Source organism: Pseudarthrobacter sp. efr-133-R2A-89 (assembly GCF_030209315.1).
In the GTDB taxonomy this organism is placed as follows: domain Bacteria; phylum Actinomycetota; class Actinomycetes; order Actinomycetales; family Micrococcaceae; genus Arthrobacter.
In genome coordinates this window covers 15723-32373 of sequence record NZ_JARVSE010000018.1, presented here as the reverse complement: position 1 = coordinate 32373, position 16651 = coordinate 15723, and the positions used below count along the sequence as shown (strand labels likewise).

Here is a 16651-nt window from a genome sequence, read left to right as displayed (position 1 = left end):
CAACCCGATCTTCCTCGGCGGAAAATAGGCATTATCCGCAAACACCAGGGGCCGGAGTTGTCCGCTCCGCCGCCCTGGACCTTGCCGTTGTGGCTGATGGAGGCGACGGCGCCGGACTGTTCGTCCAGCAGCACCTTGTCGTTGCGCTCGTGGTGGAAGTTGAACATCGCGTCCACGGATCCTGCCGTCGCGTCGGCCGACGAGTCACCGATCTGGCCGGTGTGCCAGTTGTCCTCGATGAACCGCAGGATGGAGGCCTGGTCCGTCTCAGTGTGGTCCACGAAGTTCTTCTTCGCGTACGGGGAGATGACCACCAGCGGCTGGCGGGGTCCGGGGCCGCATCGGTCGGCGTAGCCCCCTGCCACCGGCACGCCGTTCGCTGCGGCATTCAAGCACCATGCGGCGTCGTCGGATCCGGTGGAGGCGTTCTTCGGCTGGGCGGCGACGTGGTCGTACCAGCCGTCCGAGTCGTCATACGCGAGCACGACGGCGGTGTTGTCCCAGTTCTTGGACTGCTGGATCTGGTTGACGGTCTTGGTGATGAAGTTCTGCTCGTCCACCGGATCCGAGTACGCCGCGTGGCCGTCCTGGAACTCGGAGGCCTTCAGGAAGGACACGGCAGGCATGTTGTCGCTGTCCACCACCTTGCTGAAGTCGGTGAGGTCGTACTGGTGGTTGGCCTGGCCGTTGTGCCCGATTTCCGCGTCCGAAGCGGGCGGAAGGTGGTGCGGGTTGGCGGTGGAGGCGTAGTACTGGAACGGCTGGTGGTGCGGGGAGTAGTCCACCACGGAGGCACCGGCCGCGTTGGTGTGGGCGGCCAGGCAGGATGCGGGAGCGCTGCCGGTGGCCGCGGTGGTGGGGGCGAAGCCGCCCTGGAACCAGCCCCAGGACGTTCCCTGGGCGTTGAGCAGGTCGCCGATGTTCCGGCCGGTCATGCCGGCCAGGTTGTTGGCCTTGGCGTGGCTGCTGTTGGAGCAGTCGTCGTAGACAGGGTCGGGGTCGTTGATCACGGTGCCCACGCCGTTGGCGTCCGGCTGGCGGACGGCGCTGCTCCCGGCGGCCGGCGTGGCCACGGGCGCCCCGGCGGCGTTGTATTCCTTGACACCGTGGGTTTGGCCCGAGATCAGGTTGAGCGCGCCCGGAGTCGAGGGGCCGAAGACGGTGCTGAAGTGGTTGTCGCTCATCGCGTAGTTCTGGGCGTAGTTCCACATTCCGGTGACGGTGTTCCCGTCGTAGTAGTCCATGGTCAGGCCGGGGCGTCCGTACTGGTTGGTCCCGCACGCGTCACGGCTGGTGAACTGGACGAACTTGTCCATCGCCCCGCCGTTGTAGGCGTTCTGTTCGGCTTTGTAGCCGTGGTCCTGGTCGCACGTGACGGCCTGCATCGGGGACAGCCGCGAGGGCTGGACCGAATTGGGGTTCTTCGGTGCCAGCAGTCCTGCATTGGCCAGGGTGTTGATGTCCTTGGGCGTGTCCGTGGACGCGGTGAATTTCGCCGCCGGGGCACCGGAGCCCTGCTGGGTTTCGCCGGGTGTGTTGGCCGCGTTGGGGTAGGTGGCGAAGTAGTGGTCGAACGAAACGTTCTCCTGGAAGAGCACCACGACGTGCTTGATCGGCGTCGCCGTGTCGTTGTGGGTGCCGGCGCTCGCCGGGGCGGCGCCGAAGCCGACCAGCCCGGCCGTCAGGGCGGTGGCCGCCAAGGCGGCTGCACCGGTGGCGGCGGTGACGCTCTTCCTGGTGAATCTGGGTGCCGTATAAGGCATGGGGTATCCAATCATTCCTGGTGGGTGCACCGCCGCGGCCTGCGGCGGGTGCGGGGGAGTGCTACTTTGCGGGGGCGGCGTCGGCTTCGTAGGTGAGGATTTCGGTGCCGTTGCCCTCATCGCCGTTGTCGGGGGCCACCGTCATGGTGAGGTGCCCGCCGTTGGCGGTCATTTTGAACGGGTTGCGGGTGGCCACGTGCCCGGCGGTGGACCACTGCTGGAACGGGACCTCGCGGGTCACCTCATGGGACTTCAGGTCGATCATTGCCATGCCGCCCAGTTCGTAGGTGGCTGCGGTCCCGCCGGCCGGCTGGGTTTGCGGGAGGTTGGTGACTCCTGCGCAGAGCATTTTGGCGTTGGGGACGTACTGGCAGTCCTGGTAATCGATGAAGTAGTTCGGGTTTTCCCAGGTGGACAATTCCTTGCCGTGCAGGTCCCACTCCGCGAACCGCCGGGAGCCCCAGGTGTTCCCGACCAGGTGGCCGGTCTGTTGGTCCAGCACGATGCCGCCGAAGTGGTCCTTGACCTCGAACTGCTTGTGGACGTCCAGGGTCTCCGCATCAACCTTGTAGATGATGGCGCTGCTGTCCGGCCGGTATTGGGCTACCGGCACCCAGACGTTGGTGCCATCGAAATCGATGCCGCCCGGATGGTACATGTCGCCCTCGCCCAGGGTGATGTCCTTTTGCAGGTTGCCTGCCTTGTCCATGACGAACAGGTGGCCGATGCCCTTGCCCGGTGTGCGGTCGTAGCCGTCCTGCGGGGCGGGGTACTTGACCGTGGGTTCGAGGATCTGGACGGCGGAGAGGAAGATGTGGTCCTGGCTGTAGGCGATTCCCTCGGTGTGGTACGTGGGGAAGTTCAGTTTCAGTTTGGTGGTTTGCTGCCAGGCTGTGGCCCGGCTGACGGAGTCGAAGGCGTCCGCCAGGTCGGTGTTTGTTTCGTGGTGGGTCCCGGAAGCGGGGCTGCCGCCGTTGTTCCGGGTGTCCGCTTGTGCGGCCGCTGTACCGGCGGCCGCGCAGGCTGCAACGATCAGGGACGCGGCCACGGTGAGGGCGCGCCGCGTGGGAGTGGAGCTCATGGGGCCTCTTAAGGTTGGGGTCTCAACAGGAGCTCTTAAGTTACTAATGGGTAATGAACCCGGCATGGCGCCCCGGTGAACTGGCGTTGTCGCCGGACTGTCCGGTTGACGCGTTTCCGTCAGGAGGCCACGGAATGCCTTAGCGGTCCTGCCGGGCCAGCGCCTCGCCGATGACGCGTGCGCCGTCCGGATACGCGCCCGGGTTGGGGCCCGAAAAGTTCAGCCTGATGAAGGCCCCGGCGGGCTCCGCCGGGAACCACTCCGTGCCGGCAGCGATGATGACGCCGGCATCTTCGCAGTCGCGCGCCAGCCGCGGGAGGTCCGTGCCATCGGGCAGGCGCACCCACAGGTTCAATCCGCCGCGGGGCAGGTTGTCGATGTGCGCCCGCGGGACGTGTTCGCCGATGCTGGTGGCCAGCAGGTCCCGGCGCGACTGGAGCTGCTGGCGGAGGCTGCGCAGGTGTGTCTGCCAGCCGGGCTGCGTGACCACATCCAGGGCTGCGGCCTGAAGGAGCCCGCTGACGTACATGGATTCCGCCGCACGCTGGCCGAGGATGCGTTCCCGCGCCGGACCCCGGGCAATGACCGCCGCGATGCGGATGGCAGTGGAGACGCTCTTGGTCAGCGACCGGATGTACACCACGTGGCCGGAATCATCCCGGGTGGCCAGTGGCACGGGATCGGAGGTGATGCCGAAGTCGTGCGCCCAGTCGTCCTCCACCAGGAACGCGCCGTGCCGGCGGGCCACGTCCAGGATTTCGCGGCCGCGTCCCGCCGCCCATTGCGTGCCGGTGGGGTTGGCATAGTTGGGCTGCACATAGAAGGCACGGGCTCCGGTCTCGGCGAAGGCGCGGTCCACGTCCGCGGGGTCGGGTCCGTCCGGCCCGGTGGGGACCGGCACCAGGCGCACCCCGGTCTGCACGGCGGCCAGGATGGCGCCCCAGTACGACGGCGATTCGATGAGCAGCGGCTGACCGGCGCCCACGAGGGCGCGGAAGATGGAGCTGAGGCCGCTCTGGCTTCCCGGCAGCACGATGACGTCATTGGGCGTGGGCGGAGTGACCCCTACCGGTGTGGCCTGCCCCAGTTCGCGGGCGAACCATTGCTGCAGCTCCGGCATGCCGGCGGCGGGCGGGCGCGACAACGCGGCATCTCCGCGGGCAGCGCGGGCCAGGGCTGCCCGCACCAGCCGTTCGGGGAGCAGTTCCCGGTCCGGGTATCCCGAATGCAGCCAGATGGCATCGCCGGGCACGTTGCGCATGGTGCTCGACGACGACGGCAGCGGCGAGGACGGGGACCGCAGTGCTGCGGTCTGCCAGGCATAGTCGGAGGGCCGGGCTGTCCTGACCGCACGGACGAAGGTCCCGACGCCGGGCCGGCTTTCAATCAGTTCCTGGGCGGCCAGGGCCTGCAGGGCTTTCTGCACCGTCACGGGGCTTGCCTGGTGTTCGGCCACCAGCTGCCGGGTGGACGGCAGCCGCGCGCCGGGAGCCGCACTGCTGATCCACTGACGGAGTGCCGCAGTGATGCGCGAACTGCTATCGTTATTCATGAAACAACATAGTAGCGCTACTGTCCTTGAGCGCCCAGCGATACCGCTTGGAATGTCGGCCGGAGTGTGGTGGGGGCTCCTAGGCGTGGCAGCCTTTTCCTTCACCGTGCCCTTCACCCGTGTGGCGGTCGCCGGGATCCCGCCACTGTTTATCGGCTCTGGCCGTGCCGTCGTCGCCGCACTCCTTGCCGCCGCAGCGCTTGCCGTGACCCGGCAGCGGCTGCCCCGGCGCGGCACCTGGCTGCGCCTTGCCCTCGTAGCCGGGGGCGTCGTCGCGGGCTTCCCGCTACTGACGTCCTATGCCCTCACCGCGGTTCCCGCCGGGCACGGTGCCGTCGTCATCGCCCTCTTGCCGGCGGCGACGGCGACGGCAGCCGTGCTTCGCACCGGCGAGCGGCCGGCCGCCACCTTCTGGGTGGTCATGGCGCTTGGCTCGCTGGCGGCGATCGCCTTCGCCTTCCTGCAGTCAGGGGGAGTGGGGCACCTGCAGTGGGCGGACCTGCTGCTGCTGGGTGCGGTGGCCTGCGCCGCCGTCGGATACGCCGAAGGGGGACTGCTGGCCCGCGAACTCGGATCGTGGCAAACCATCGCCTGGGCACTGGTCCTCGCCGCCCCGGCCATGCTGGTCCTGGCCGTTGCCTCCGTCCTCAGCCAGCCGCCGTCGGCCACTCCCGTCCAGTGGGCGGCCTTCGGCTACCTGGCCGTGGTCAGCATGTTCCTCGGCTTCGTCGCCTGGTACCGCGGGCTGGCCATCGGGCCCATGGCGCAGGTCAGCCAGATCCAGCTGGTGCAGCCGGTCCTCAGCATTGGCTGGGCGGCGCTGCTGCTGGGGGAGGCGCTCACCTGGACCACCCTCCTGGGCGCCCTTGCCGTCATCCTCTGCGCCGCCGCGGCCGTGCGCGTCCGCCTCAACCGTCCCGCCCGCTAACCGAAAAGGAGCACCATGTACATTCCTGCGCACTTCGCCGCCGAGGCCGAAACTGTCCACAGTTTGCTGGCAAAGCCCGGCGCCGCCAACCTCATCACCATGACGGACCAGGGCCTGCTGGCCACGCTGCTGCCCTTCGCCTTCAACCCCGGCGTGGGGGCGCACGGTTCCCTTCAGGCGCACATGGCGCGGAACAACCCGCAGTGGACCGCCCTGCCCACTGGCGAAGCGCTGGCCATCATCCAGGGCCCCGACGACTACATCTCGCCGTCGTGGTACGCAGCCAAGGCCGAGCACGGGCGCGTGGTGCCCACCTGGAATTACGCCACACTGCATGTCTACGGCGAATTAGTGATCCATGACGACGCCGGCTGGCTGGCACGGCACGTCCGGCACCTGACCGGCCTGCACGAGGGCGGCCGGGAGCGCCCTTGGGCCGTGGACGACGCCCCGGAGAAATTCATAACCGGGCAGCTGCGGGCGATCGTCGGCGTGGAACTGCTGGTCAGCCGGATCGAGGCGAAGGAAAAGATGAGCCAAAACCGGTCCGACGCCGATGCCGCCGGGGTAGCGGCAGGCCTCCGGGCCGAGGGGCGCGAAGCCGGCGCGGCCGCCGTCGAACGTGCCCGCCGAAACTGACGCCTGACGGCCCTAAGCTGCCCGTTCCAGGAGCACCATCACCTCGTAGTGCGTGGTCTGCGGGAACATGTCCAGGACGCGGGCCCGCCGCGCCGTGAAGGACGGAAGGTTCGCCAGGTCGCGGGCCAGCGACTGTGCGTTGCAGCTGGAGTACACCACATGCTGCACGTCCGAGGCTTCCAGCCAGCCGCACAGTTCCGTGCCGATGCCGCGGCGGGGCGGGTTCACAATCACCAGGTCCGGCGACTCATCAGCAGCCAAGGCGAAGGCGGTGGCGTCGCCGGCCCGGAACTCCATTCCCTCCAGGCCCGCCTCCCCGCTGCTGAGCCGGGCGGACACGATTGCCTCGCCGCTGGTTTCAATGCCGGTGACGGTGCGGGCCGGGGCGGCGCAGTGCAGGGCGAAACCGCCCACCCCGCAGTAAAGGTCCCAGACGGATGCGGGCGCGAGCTCGTTAACCCACTCGCGGCCCTGCCGGTACAACGCCGCGGCCATCTCGCTGTTGGTCTGGAAGAAGCTCTACGGGCGCAGGTGCAGGGTGACGTCGTTGACCCGCATGGCCAGGGTTTCCTGGCCGGTCAACAGGATCTCCCGGTCACCTTCCAGGACGGCCTTGTGCTCCGGATGCAGGTTGACCGAGACCACTTTCACCTGGGGCAGCGCCGCCAGCAGTTCCGGCAGGTGTTTGCGGATCCGCGGCACCACCTGTTCGGAGCGCAGGACCAGGCGGAGCATGACCTCGCCGTCGGGGGATTCGGTGATAATGACGTGCTTGAGTTCGCCGGTTCGGCGCGGCACATCGTAGGGGGTCAGGCGGATCCGGCGGATGAAGTTCGCCAGGACCGGGAAGCAGGCCAGCAGGCCGGGGGAGCAGACGCCGCACCGGCGCAGGTCCACGCCGTGGCCGTCGGCGTCGAGGATTCCGATGGTGGGGTTCTGTGCCGTTCCGCCGATCACCATCTTGGCCTTGTTGCGGAAGCCGGACTCCCGGCTGGCCACCGGCGGCAGCCATTCAAGTCCGGCGTGACCGGCGAGGAGGCCCTGGCAGTGGCGTTGCTTGCCGGCCAGCTGCTCGCCGTAGGGCATGCCCATGTGGGTGCAGGAACGGCAGGCGCCGGCATCGAAATAGGAGCAGTCCATGACCGGACAAGTTTACCCGCTGCCTTTCGCAGCCTCGAAGTGCACGGACGACGGCGGCCCTTGGCTCTGTGCCGCCGTCGGCTTTCCAAGCCGGCGACCCCGAGTAATACCGTGCAATATGTGCATACGAAAATGCTTTTGATGATGAAAAATTCGGTCGCCATGCTAGCTTCGCAAGGGCAATCGTGCATTTCTTCGTTTGGAGACACCCGTGGAACACTCACCGCTCATGCTGGATCCCAAACTGGCAACGCCGCCTGCGCCGGAGTCTGCCCTCCGCCGCTCCATGGGGGCGCGGCACCTGGTGATGATCGCCATGGGGGGCGTCATCGGCTCCGGGCTCTTCGTCAGTTCGGGCTACACCATCTCCCAGGCCGGCCCCCTGGGCGCAGTGATCGCGTATTTGGTCGGAGCGTTCGTGGTGTACCTGGTGATGGCGTGCCTGGGGGAGTTGGCCATCGCCTATCCCGTATCCGGGGCATTCCACATCTACGCTGCCCGGTCGATCGGCCCAGCCACGGGCTTCGCCACCGCCTGGCTCTACTGGCTGTGCTGGGCCGTTGCCATCGGCTCGGAGTTCACGGCCTCCGGACTGCTGATGCAGCGATGGTTCCCAGGCGTGGACGTCTGGGTCTGGTGCCTGGTCTTTGCCGCCGTTCTTTTCGGCTTCAATGCCGTGTCGTCGCGGTTTTTCGGCGAATCAGAATTCTGGTTCGCCATTGTCAAAGTGGCCGCCATCATCGCCCTGATCATATTGGGCGGTGCCGCGCTGGTTGGCATCCACCCGCTGGGTGGCGGCAACCACCCCGTCCTGTTCCAGAATTTTGCCACCGAATCCGGGCTCTTCCCCCATGGCTTCACTGGCGTCCTTGTCACCGTTCTGGCCGTTTTCTACGCTTTCTCCGGGTCCGAACTTATTGGCGTCGCGGCCGGCGAAACCAAGGACCCTGCCACCGCAGTCCCCAAGGCGGTGAGGACCACCGTCGTCCGGCTGCTCATCTTTTTCGTGGGCGCCATCACCGTTATCGCAGCCACGATCCCTTACACCGAAGTGGGCCTTGATGAGAGCCCGTTCGTGACTGTGTTCTCCGCTGCGGGACTGCCCTTCGCTGCGGACATCATGAATTTCGTGATCATTACGGCGCTCCTGTCCGCGGGCAACAGCGGGCTGTTCTCTTGCGCCCGGATGCTCTATTCACTGGCGGATGAGGGCCACGCCCCGCAATCCCTGAAGAAGGTCACGCGCCGCGGCATTCCGCTCATTGCATTGTCGGTGAGCATGGTGGGAGGCCTCGCGTCGCTCCTCAGCAGCGTGGTGGCGCCGGAAACGGTGTACCTGGTGCTGGTGTCCGTGGCGGGCTTTGCCGTGGTTGGCGTCTGGATGTCCATCACGGCCTCGCACTACTTCCATCGCCGTGCCTTTGTCCGCGACGGCGGGGACGTGGCGGCCCTCGCGTATAAGGCGCCGCTGTTTCCGCTGGTGCCCATCTTGGCGTTCGTGCTCTGTGTGGTTTCGCTGGTCGGTATCGCACTGGACCCGGCACAAGCCGCGGCCCTCTATTTCGGCGTCCCGTTTGTCGCCGCCTGTTACGCCTACTTCCACTTCCGCCACGGGCCCAAGACGGCGGGGAGGGTTAAGTGAGCACGGATTCTGCTGCGGCTGAGGCTTCATCCCTGGCGCAGGGCTTGCGGCTCGTGCGCTTCGTGGCCGACCGCGAGAAACGGGGCCGCGAGTTGCTCGGCGTATCCCAGTTGGCCGCGGAACTGCGCATGGAGCAAAGCCGGGTATCCCGGCTGACCCAAGAACTCTGCGAGCTCGGGCTGCTGGAACGCGGGGAGAGGGGCTTCCGGGCAGGCCCCGGGTTTTTCGGCCTTGCCGCCTCCCTGAATGTGGGCTGGATCCGGGAAGCCGGAGCCGAGCTGGAAGCGCTCGTGGCGTCCCTGGGCCTGCGGGCACGCCTCTCGATTCGGGAGGGCTTTCGCGTGATCCTGCTTCGGAACTCCACCAATGACGCCGTGCCAGGCAGTTTCGCGGCACCCGGCATGGTGACCCCGGTCTGGTGTACAGGCGCCGGGCGGGCGCTGCTGTGGGACTTTGACCGCGCAGCCCTGGACGGACTGCTGGCTGATGTGAACTTCATCGGCATCGGCGGCCCGGGGGCGGCCCACTCGACGGATGCAATCTGGCAGCTGCTGGTACGGGACCGGGGCGCCGGCTTTGTTGGTGCGCATGAGGAATTCGAGCACGGTGTCACCGAGCTCGCCGTACCGGTCCGGGACGGAGAGGGCTCGGTTGTCGCCGCGTTGAGCGTACTCGGCAGCCGGGACAGGGTGACGCCGAAGGCCGCACTGGCAGCGGATGCGCTCAGACGCTCAGCTGACCGCCTGGCGGCGTTCGTTCCGGTTCACGACTAGGGCAGGAACCCGAGCCTGGATTCCAGCCAGCGGCCCTGTGCCACCAGCGCCGCGGCGCAGCGCTCCCGGCGCGGTTCCAGCCGTGCCTTGATTCCGACGATCTGCAGGGCTGCTGCCACATCGCCCTTGAAATCCCGGACCGGGACGGCCAGGGAGTACAGGCCCGGTTCAGCCTCCTCGTCAACAATCGAATAGCCCCGTGCCTTTGCCGCGTCGCGCCGGGCGAGGAATTCATCGACGTCCGCCGGGGTGTTCGGGCCGTGGCGGGCAAACTCGACGTCAGAGAAGACCCTGCGGACCTCGGGTTCCGAGGCCTCCCACAGGACGGCCTGGCCGGCGTCGCTGCAGTAGGCCGGGTAGGGCCGGCCAAGCCAGGAGCCGACAAGGTTGCTGCTGGCGGGAACACTTTCGCCGATAGTCACCGTGCTGTCGCCGTGCAGCACGCCCAGGAAGCATGCCTCATCGGTTGCTGCCGCAAGGGCATCCAGTGCCGAGTCGCCGTCGGATTTCAGTCGTTGGACGGTGATGAGTTGGGCGTCCGTGAGGACCGACCAATCCAGGCTGTAGGTGCGGCCCGTGCAGTTTAGGAAGCCCCCCTGTTCGGCGGTCCGAAGGCTGCGGGAAACCTGGCTGCGGTCCTTGCCGAGGTCCGAGGCGACCTCCGAAACTGACCCACCGTTACGTCCCGCAGCCTGGCGGCTGCCGACAGCCAGGACGGCCATGATTCCACGGCCCATGCTGGAGGTCTTCGACATGGTCCGAGTCTAGCCAGGGCGCATCCAGCCAATTGTCATGGGGGGAGGTAACAATCTATTTAGGCATAGCTTCATGCTTATAGTGAACAGATGGCCCTACAATCCTCACTGACAGCCGTCCTGGAAACCGGCAGGACCCTAGTCTCCGATGGCGCCCTCGCCACCGAACTTGAAGCGCGCGGCTGCGACTTGAACGATCCCCTGTGGTCCGCCAAGGTCCTCCTGGAGCAGCCCGAACTCATCAGGGACGTGCACCGGGACTATTTCGCCGCCGGGGCCAACATCGCCACCACCGCCAGCTACCAGGCCACGCCTCAAGGGTTTGCTGCCCGGGGGATCGGCCGGGAGGAGGCCCTGGACCTTGTTGGCTTGTCGGTCCGGCTGGCGGAGGAGGCCCGGCGGGAGCACCTGGCGGACCACCCTGATGCCGGTCCGCTGTTCATCGCTGGAGCGGTCGGTCCGTACGGCGCCTACCTCGCAGATGGGTCTGAGTACCGCGGCGATTACGTCCTCAGCCCCGCGGAATTCCGTGCTTTCCACGGGCCCCGCATCCATGCCCTGGTTCAGTCCGGCGTCGACCTCCTGGCCTGTGAAACGCTGCCCTCCTTCGCCGAGGCGGAGGCCTTGCTGGCGCTCACTGCGGAAGCCGGCGTCGAGTCCTGGTTTTCCTTCACGCTGCGCGACGACGCCAGCATCAGCGACGGCACACCACTGGCGGACGTGGCCAGGCTCCTCGATATGCACCCCCATGTTGCCGCCGTCGGGGTCAATTGCGTACCGCTGCACCTGGTGGCTCCGGCACTTGCGGCCCTGCGGCAATACACGGACAAGCCCCTGCTGGCTTACCCGAATTCCGGCGAAACCTACCACGCGGACACCAAGACGTGGGGTGCACCCGGGACCGGCGGGGCGCGGGACGGGGCGCCACAGGACCTCGCCGCAGGAGTCCCTGCCTGGCGTGAACAGGGTGCCCGGATCGTTGGGGGTTGTTGCCGGACCGCTCCGGGTGACATCGCCGCCGTCGCCGCCTTGTAGTCGACTTCCTGGCACTGTCCATCGGCCGGCGCCCAGTCGGGAACACCACACCCTCCCCGCATGTTAAGAACTGTGGAGAGATCAATCATGGACAGCAGAACGTACCAAGCACTCGTTGTGCCGGCCAACAACGCCGAGCCCATCCGCATGGAGCTGGTGGGAGCGGACCTGCCGGCCCTGGAATCCCTGGTGGACGGGCCGCTTGAATCCGTGATCCGCGGCGACTGGCACGTGTACCTGAACGCCGAAAGCGTAGCCATGCTGCTGCCGGCGAATTTCCGCGCCGGCCAGCTCATGCACGAATGCGGCCTGGACCTGGACGGGATCCGCGGCACCGCCGTCTTCCTCGGCCGCGGCGAACACGGCACCGAAGCGGACGTCCCGGAACACCTGCCCCGGCTCGCGGTGGAGCTGTTCGGGGCGCCCCTGGCGGCATGATCTAGCCGGCGCCGACCCCATACGTGCTGAGCACGTTCCCCTTGCTGGTCCGGGACTGCTCCTGCAGCTCCAGGCGGGTCAACGGGTCGCCGTCCTCAAACAGGCGGCGGCCGGTGCCTGCGATGACCGGATGGGTCATCAATTGAAGCGAATCCAGCAGCCCGGCAAACAGCAGCTGGCGCACCAGGGAGATGCTGCCGCACACGGCGATCTCACCGCCTTCGCGCTCCTTCAGGGCCGCCACGAATTCCTCCAGCGGCGCATCCATCAGCCGGGAGTTCTCCCACTCCAGCGGCTCCGCCAGTGTCCGCGACGCCACGTACTTCTCCACCGGGTTGATGAAGGCGGCAAAGTCCTGGTCGGCGGAGGCGTTGGGCCAGTAGCCCGCCCACTCCTGGTAGCTGACCCGGCCCAGCACCACGGTGTCCACGGTGTTCATCATCCGGGTCAGCCCATGGCCGAGTTCCTCATCGAAGCTGTCGAACTGGAACTTGAATGGTTCTGACACCACCCCGTCGACTGAGTGGAACAGGCCGGCAGTGACTTTGCGCATGGGTCCTCCATAGATCGAGTGGTCAGCCCTACGCTATGTGCCCGGAGGCGTCGGATGGAAGGCCTCTGCTGGGCCTACTCGGCCCGGAAATCCGTACGACGCCGGGCGGCCGGGTTAGTTTGGTCACTCGCCGTGGCGTCTTGCGCAGTTTCGCACGGGCCGGGCCCCATACTTGTCTTGAACGGCCTTTGCCGTCCCCGGGCCAGGCAGGAGGAAGTGCATGGAAACCCTGAAGAAAATCGTAACCAACCAGTATTTCCCTGCCGGATCCGTGCTGGCGGCCGTGCTGCTTTTCTGGGTGGTGGGATTGCTCGGCGGACTGTCGCTGCTGAACAACAACCAGCCGCCCCTGACCACCCTGACCTGGCTGCTGTTCGTCTACTCCGCTGCCGTCCTCAGCCCCGTCGCCGGACTGGTGGCCGGCGTCGACCTGGTCCGCCGCTGGCGCCGCAACCGCGCCGCCGCCCCGGAAGCCCGCCCGGAATTCGAGGCGGAGACCTTCAGTGGTGAGGCACTGTCGGACTCCACTACTGCGCCCTCAGCCATGGCTTCAGGCCCCGCGGAAGCAGATGCCGTGAAGCCTTCTCCAGCTGCCGCGCAAGCGTCACGCCCGCCACTGCCCGCAAAGAAGCCGCGGCAATCCGGCCGGGAAGCAGCCTAGGCCACCCGCCCTAACGTCCTTTCAAAGCATTGAGCGCCTCTTCGGCGTGCTGCAGCGCCGGTATCAGCCTGTCGCCCGGCTCGGGCAGTGAGAACAGGTAGCCCTGAAGGGAATCACAGTCCAAGGCGGTCAGATAGTCCGCCTGCGCCGCCGTCTCGATCCCCTCCGCGGTGACGGTCAGGCCCAGGCTGTGGGCCATGTTGATCATGGAGCTGAGGATCGGCAGCCGCTCGTTTCCGGTCCGCACCATTGAGACAAAGGTTTTGTCGATCTTGACGGTGTCCACGGGCAGGTCCTGCAGCCGGCCCAGAGATGAATACCCTGTGCCGAAGTCGTCCAGCGCCACCCGGGCGCCGGCGTTGCGCAAGATCCCCAGCTGATCGATCAGGTCGCCGTCGGCGTCGAAGAAGACGCTTTCGGTGACCTCCAGGACAAGTTGGTAGGGGGCCACCCCGCTTGCTTCCGCGAGCTTGAGGACCGTCTGGGCGAAGTCCGGCTCCTGCAGTTGGACGCCGGAAACGTTTACGGCGAGTGACCGGGAAGGATCCTCGCTCAGCCAGCGCGCCAGCTGCACCATGCCGCTGGCCATCACCTCGGCCCCGATCTCGTTGATCAGGCCGGTGCGCTCGGCGAGCGGAATAAAGATCGACGGCGGCACCCGTTCACCGCCGCGGTCCCACCGTGCCAGCGCCTCCAGCTGGACCACCTGCCCCATGCGGTGCGAAACGATCGGCTGGAAATCCACCGTGATCTCGCCGCGCGGAACCGCCAATTGCAGGCCGCTTTCCATGTGCGTCCGCTGCACCAGCGCCTGCATCATGTCCGGGTGGAAGCGCAGGAACCGGTTCTTGCCCGCGGCCTTGGCCGCGTACATGGCGATGTCCGCATGCCTGAGCAGTTCGGAGGGACCCACGCTGTCCTGCCCCAGGGAGGCGAGCCCCAGGCTCAGGCTCGGACGCAGCACGGTGCCGCCGATGGTCACCGGCACGTGCAGGCACCGCACAATGCACGCCGCGATCTCGTCCGGGTCGGGACAGGCTGTCAGGAGCACCACGAATTCATCGCCGCCAAGGCGTGCCACCACGTCCGCCGTAGGTGTGCAGCCGCGGAGTCGGCGCGCCACCTCCACCAGCATGTCGTCGCCGGCTTGGTGGCCAAGGATGTCGTTGACCTCCTTGAAGTCGTCCAGGTCAAGGAGCAGGACGTCGACCGTCTTCAGCCGTGGCTCCGCGAGCGAGTTGGCCAAGGCCTCGTTGAACACCGCCCGGTTGGCGAGCCCCGTCAGCGGGTCCTGGAAGGCCATGGCCCGTAGCCTTTCGGCCTGCTCCGCGAGGTCCTTCAAGGCCTGATGGGCTTGCTCCTGTGCCTTCCGCCGGGGCGTCGCGTCCCGGAAACTCCACACCCGGCCCACGATCTTCTCACCGACCCGTTGCGGGCGGGAGTACCGTTCAAAAGTGCGCCCGTCGAGCAGCTCCACGACGTCGTGGCTTTCCGCAGCCGGGTCCCCCTGGACTTCATTCAGCCGCGCGGTGAAGGAAACAGGATCGGCCACTTGGGCCATCACCACCCGGAGTGCCGGCTCCTCGCTGTCCGCTTCCAGCAAGGCGGGCGGAATGCCCCACATGGTGAGGAACTGCTCGTTGAATCCGGCCACACTGCCATCGATTCCCATCACAAAAATTCCGTCCGCCGTGGATTCCAGGGTGGCCGTGAGCAGTGACATGGCCTCGCGAAGGCTGTCGTTGGCGGCTTGGCGGTGTGCTGTGCCCCGGGCGGAGAGGAGGAGGTGTGCTCCGGCGGGGCCGGTGTCCCCGGCGGGGGTGAGGGCAGGATCGGACAACGGCCCGGCCGGGAGGACTGCAGCGGCAACCTCCAGGGGGAACTCGGATCCATCGCTGCGGAGGCCCGCGATCTCACGCGGCGGCTGAGGTAGGTCAGGATGGGCCAGGAGCTGCCGGAACAGGTTCTCCACCTCAACGCGGAATCCTTCGGCGATCAGGGGCCGGTGGTCCAGGCCGGCAAACGCCTCCTGGGGCAACCCGAAGAGCCGGGCCGCAGCAGCGTTGGCGCAAAGAATCATGCCGTCGGTATCCAGTGCCAGCAGGGCATCCGGACTGGCATTCATGACCGCGCCAAAAATTTGTAGTGCCACATCATTGCCACGGCCCGAAATACCGGTCATAACACCACCCCTTGGCCATCATAAAGGGCAGATCCGCAAATTGGGCGGCTCACTGGCAAAGCTGTTGGGCGGCTTTCCGGTTTGTCGGTGCGTTCTTCGGGAACGTGAAAAGGCGCCGGTCTCCTTTAGGGAGTCCGGCGCCTTTTTACGGATGGGACAGGTGGTGGGGCGCTATACCCTGCGTCCGCTGCGGTTGGTGATTGCGCCGTAGACGAGCAGCACGATGATCGAGCCGAGGATTGCCAGCAGCCATGTCCGAAGGTCGAAGAATTCGGCCAGTCCGCCGCCGAAAATCAGCGATCCGATCCAGCCGCCCAGGATGGCACCCACAACTCCGAGAACCATGGTTACCACCCAGCCGCCGCCTTGGCGGCCCGGAAGGATGGCCTTGGCAATAGCGCCGGCGATCAGGCCCAAAATGAGAAATCCGAGAATGCCCATGTTGTCACTCCTTGTCAGTAAGTTGTGCCGGGCCCCCATTTCCGGTTCCCTTATTCAATCAGCAGGCTTATTTGTTGTGCAAGGCTTCGAATATCACAGGATGGGTGTCACTTTAGGCGGGACAGGCCAATGTAGTCCGCCCCGGTGAACCAGCTGCCGGGGATAGGATTTGGATGTCCCGCAACTGACCAAGGAGTCCAGGCATGCCAAGCCAGACCGCCAGGCCGCGTGCCGTGTTCCTCGACATCGACGGTACGTACGCGGACCACGGCCTGGCCCCTGATGCCCACGTGGACGCGGTCCGGACCGCCCGCGGGCTGGGCCACCTGGTCTTCGTCTGCACCGGGCGGCCGCTGTCGATGGTGCCCGGCCACATCCTGGACGCCGGCTTCGACGGGACCATCACGGGGGCCGGTGCCAGGGTGGAAGTCAACGGTGAGGTCCTTCGGGACCAGCGCTTTGAGCCGGACCTGGCGGCGCTCATCGTGGAAACCCTCGATGCCCACGGGGCCGCCTACATCCTGGAAGCACCCGAGGCCCTGCACGGCCGCACCGGCGTGGACCGGCGGCTGAGGGAAGTCCTGGGCCCCATCTTCGCCGGCCGCCCCCGGCACGATGGCGTCCTCAGCACCGACGTTGACCCGCTGGAGGACATCCTGGGGCCGATGCAGTACAGCGGCGACCTCCGCAGCACCTCCTATGCCAAGATCTCGGTCTTCGATTCGACGGTCCCGCTGAAGCGGCTGATGGAAAAGCTCGGTTCCGGCGTCGGGCTGATCCCCAGTTCCCTCTCGGCGCTGGGGGACCGTGCGGGGGAGATCTTCATGGCGGGCATGCACAAGGCGGTGGGCATCCAGGTGGTGGAGGCCCGGCTTGGCCTCCACCGGGCGGACATCGTGGCCATCGGTGACAGTGCCAACGATATTGAAATGCTCGAATACGCCGGCGTTGGCATTGCCGTTGAAGGCGGCCATCCGGCCGTCCTCGCCGTGGCCGACAGGACCACCGCCGGACCGGCAGGGGCAGGTGTTGCATTGGCGTTCGCCGATCTGGGGCTCCTGGGCTGAA

At 66.8% G+C, this 16651-nt stretch carries 15 protein-coding genes and 1 pseudogene; 8 read left to right on the top strand and 8 right to left on the bottom strand.

The annotated features are described in order from the left end of the window. From QRM95_RS21070 to QRM95_RS21060, 3 genes are all read right to left on the bottom strand, one after another. On the bottom strand, nucleotides 1-1763 hold a 1763-nt coding region (locus tag QRM95_RS21070), incomplete at its 3' end, for a phospholipase C (protein WP_285249365.1). A 61-nt stretch (nucleotides 1764-1824) separates the two neighbouring features. After that, on the bottom strand, nucleotides 1825-2844 hold the full coding sequence (locus QRM95_RS21065; protein WP_285249364.1) for a DUF6454 family protein: 1020 nt from the start codon (nucleotides 2842-2844) through the stop codon (nucleotides 1825-1827). A 139-nt stretch (nucleotides 2845-2983) separates the two neighbouring features. Further along, nucleotides 2984-4396: an aminotransferase-like domain-containing protein gene (locus tag QRM95_RS21060; protein WP_285249363.1), complete on the bottom strand. Its 1413-nt coding sequence runs from the start codon at nucleotides 4394-4396 to the stop codon at nucleotides 2984-2986. On the opposite strand from QRM95_RS21060, the gene QRM95_RS21055 reads away from it, so the two are divergent. Both QRM95_RS21055 and QRM95_RS21050 read left to right on the top strand, forming a co-directional pair. Beyond that, a complete protein-coding gene (locus QRM95_RS21055) occupies nucleotides 4395-5324 on the top strand; it encodes a DMT family transporter (RefSeq protein WP_285249362.1) in 930 nt (309 codons plus the stop codon). The two genes, QRM95_RS21060 and QRM95_RS21055, sit on opposite strands and share 2 nt — an antisense overlap. A 15-nt stretch (nucleotides 5325-5339) precedes the next feature. After that, nucleotides 5340-5963: an FMN-binding negative transcriptional regulator gene (locus QRM95_RS21050; RefSeq protein WP_285249361.1), complete on the top strand. Its 624-nt coding sequence runs from the start codon at nucleotides 5340-5342 to the stop codon at nucleotides 5961-5963. Between the two features lie 12 nt (nucleotides 5964-5975). On the opposite strand, the pseudogene rlmC reads toward QRM95_RS21050, so the two are convergent. Then, a pseudogene (rlmC, locus tag QRM95_RS21045) lies at nucleotides 5976-7103 on the bottom strand (23S rRNA (uracil(747)-C(5))-methyltransferase RlmC). A 211-nt stretch (nucleotides 7104-7314) separates the two neighbouring features. Here rlmC and QRM95_RS21040 point away from each other — a divergent pair. Continuing rightward, nucleotides 7315-8745 (top strand): amino acid permease, encoded by a 1431-nt coding sequence (locus QRM95_RS21040; RefSeq protein WP_502934992.1) that lies wholly within the window; start codon nucleotides 7315-7317, stop codon nucleotides 8743-8745. Further along, nucleotides 8742-9518 (top strand): IclR family transcriptional regulator, encoded by a 777-nt coding sequence (locus QRM95_RS21035; RefSeq protein ID WP_285249360.1) that lies wholly within the window; start codon nucleotides 8742-8744, stop codon nucleotides 9516-9518. The genes QRM95_RS21040 and QRM95_RS21035 overlap by 4 nt, the downstream gene beginning before the upstream one ends. Here QRM95_RS21035 and QRM95_RS21030 read toward each other — a convergent pair. Beyond that, nucleotides 9515-10273: an IclR family transcriptional regulator gene (locus QRM95_RS21030; RefSeq protein WP_285249359.1), complete on the bottom strand. Its 759-nt coding sequence runs from the start codon at nucleotides 10271-10273 to the stop codon at nucleotides 9515-9517. The genes QRM95_RS21035 and QRM95_RS21030 overlap by 4 nt on opposite strands. Before the next feature lie 90 nt (nucleotides 10274-10363). On the opposite strand from QRM95_RS21030, the gene mmuM reads away from it, so the two are divergent. Both mmuM and QRM95_RS21020 read left to right on the top strand, forming a co-directional pair. Continuing rightward, the gene (gene mmuM, locus QRM95_RS21025) at nucleotides 10364-11308 is read left to right on the top strand and encodes a homocysteine S-methyltransferase (RefSeq protein ID WP_285249358.1); all 945 of its coding nucleotides are present in this window, start codon (nucleotides 10364-10366) and stop codon (nucleotides 11306-11308) included. Nucleotides 11309-11395: 87 nt separating this feature from the next. Next, nucleotides 11396-11746 carry a DUF3846 domain-containing protein gene (locus tag QRM95_RS21020; RefSeq protein WP_285249357.1) on the top strand — a complete coding sequence of 117 codons (351 nt, stop codon included), beginning with the start codon at nucleotides 11396-11398 and terminating at the stop codon, nucleotides 11744-11746. 1 nt (nucleotide 11747) lies between these two features. On the opposite strand, the gene QRM95_RS21015 is transcribed toward QRM95_RS21020, so the two are convergent. Next, the gene (locus tag QRM95_RS21015) at nucleotides 11748-12299 is read right to left on the bottom strand and encodes a dihydrofolate reductase family protein (RefSeq protein ID WP_285249356.1); all 552 of its coding nucleotides are present in this window, start codon (nucleotides 12297-12299) and stop codon (nucleotides 11748-11750) included. 220 nt (nucleotides 12300-12519) lie between these two features. On the opposite strand from QRM95_RS21015, the gene QRM95_RS21010 reads away from it, so the two are divergent. Then, nucleotides 12520-12960, top strand: a complete 441-nt coding sequence (locus QRM95_RS21010; RefSeq protein WP_285249355.1) for a hypothetical protein — start codon at nucleotides 12520-12522, stop codon at nucleotides 12958-12960. Between the two features lie 10 nt (nucleotides 12961-12970). Here QRM95_RS21010 and QRM95_RS21005 read toward each other — a convergent pair whose 3' ends face one another. Beyond that, entirely contained in the window at nucleotides 12971-15085 is a 2115-nt protein-coding gene (locus tag QRM95_RS21005) for a putative bifunctional diguanylate cyclase/phosphodiesterase (protein ID WP_502934991.1), read from the bottom strand. A 228-nt stretch (nucleotides 15086-15313) separates the two neighbouring features. After that, the gene (locus QRM95_RS21000) at nucleotides 15314-15583 is read right to left on the bottom strand and encodes a GlsB/YeaQ/YmgE family stress response membrane protein (RefSeq protein WP_285244753.1); all 270 of its coding nucleotides are present in this window, start codon (nucleotides 15581-15583) and stop codon (nucleotides 15314-15316) included. A gap of 203 nt (nucleotides 15584-15786) precedes the next feature. Between QRM95_RS21000 and QRM95_RS20995 the strand changes: the two genes are divergently transcribed. Next, nucleotides 15787-16650, top strand: coding sequence for an HAD hydrolase family protein (locus QRM95_RS20995; protein WP_285249353.1), 864 nt, complete (start codon nucleotides 15787-15789; stop codon nucleotides 16648-16650). Nucleotide 16651: the final 1 nt, after the last annotated feature.

What these genes read in the sequence shown, in the direction of transcription:
- QRM95_RS21065 (WP_285249364.1), bottom strand. Translation starts at nt 2,844, where the DNA reads ATGAGCTCCACTCCCACGCGGCGCGCCCTCACCGTGGCCGCGTCCCTG.
- QRM95_RS21055 (WP_285249362.1), top strand. Translation starts at nt 4,395, where the DNA reads ATGAAACAACATAGTAGCGCTACTGTCCTTGAGCGCCCAGCGATACCG.
- QRM95_RS21060 (WP_285249363.1), bottom strand. Translation starts at nt 4,396, where the DNA reads ATGAATAACGATAGCAGTTCGCGCATCACTGCGGCACTCCGTCAGTGG.
- QRM95_RS21050 (WP_285249361.1), top strand. Translation starts at nt 5,340, where the DNA reads ATGTACATTCCTGCGCACTTCGCCGCCGAGGCCGAAACTGTCCACAGT.
- QRM95_RS21030 (WP_285249359.1), bottom strand. Translation starts at nt 10,273, where the DNA reads ATGTCGAAGACCTCCAGCATGGGCCGTGGAATCATGGCCGTCCTGGCT.
- mmuM (WP_285249358.1), top strand. Translation starts at nt 10,364, where the DNA reads ATGGCCCTACAATCCTCACTGACAGCCGTCCTGGAAACCGGCAGGACC.
- QRM95_RS21020 (WP_285249357.1), top strand. Translation starts at nt 11,396, where the DNA reads ATGGACAGCAGAACGTACCAAGCACTCGTTGTGCCGGCCAACAACGCC.
- QRM95_RS21015 (WP_285249356.1), bottom strand. Translation starts at nt 12,299, where the DNA reads ATGCGCAAAGTCACTGCCGGCCTGTTCCACTCAGTCGACGGGGTGGTG.
- QRM95_RS21010 (WP_285249355.1), top strand. Translation starts at nt 12,520, where the DNA reads ATGGAAACCCTGAAGAAAATCGTAACCAACCAGTATTTCCCTGCCGGA.
- QRM95_RS21005 (WP_502934991.1), bottom strand. Translation starts at nt 15,085, where the DNA reads ATGAATGCCAGTCCGGATGCCCTGCTGGCACTGGATACCGACGGCATG.
- QRM95_RS21000 (WP_285244753.1), bottom strand. Translation starts at nt 15,583, where the DNA reads ATGGGCATTCTCGGATTTCTCATTTTGGGCCTGATCGCCGGCGCTATT.
- QRM95_RS20995 (WP_285249353.1), top strand. Translation starts at nt 15,787, where the DNA reads ATGCCAAGCCAGACCGCCAGGCCGCGTGCCGTGTTCCTCGACATCGAC.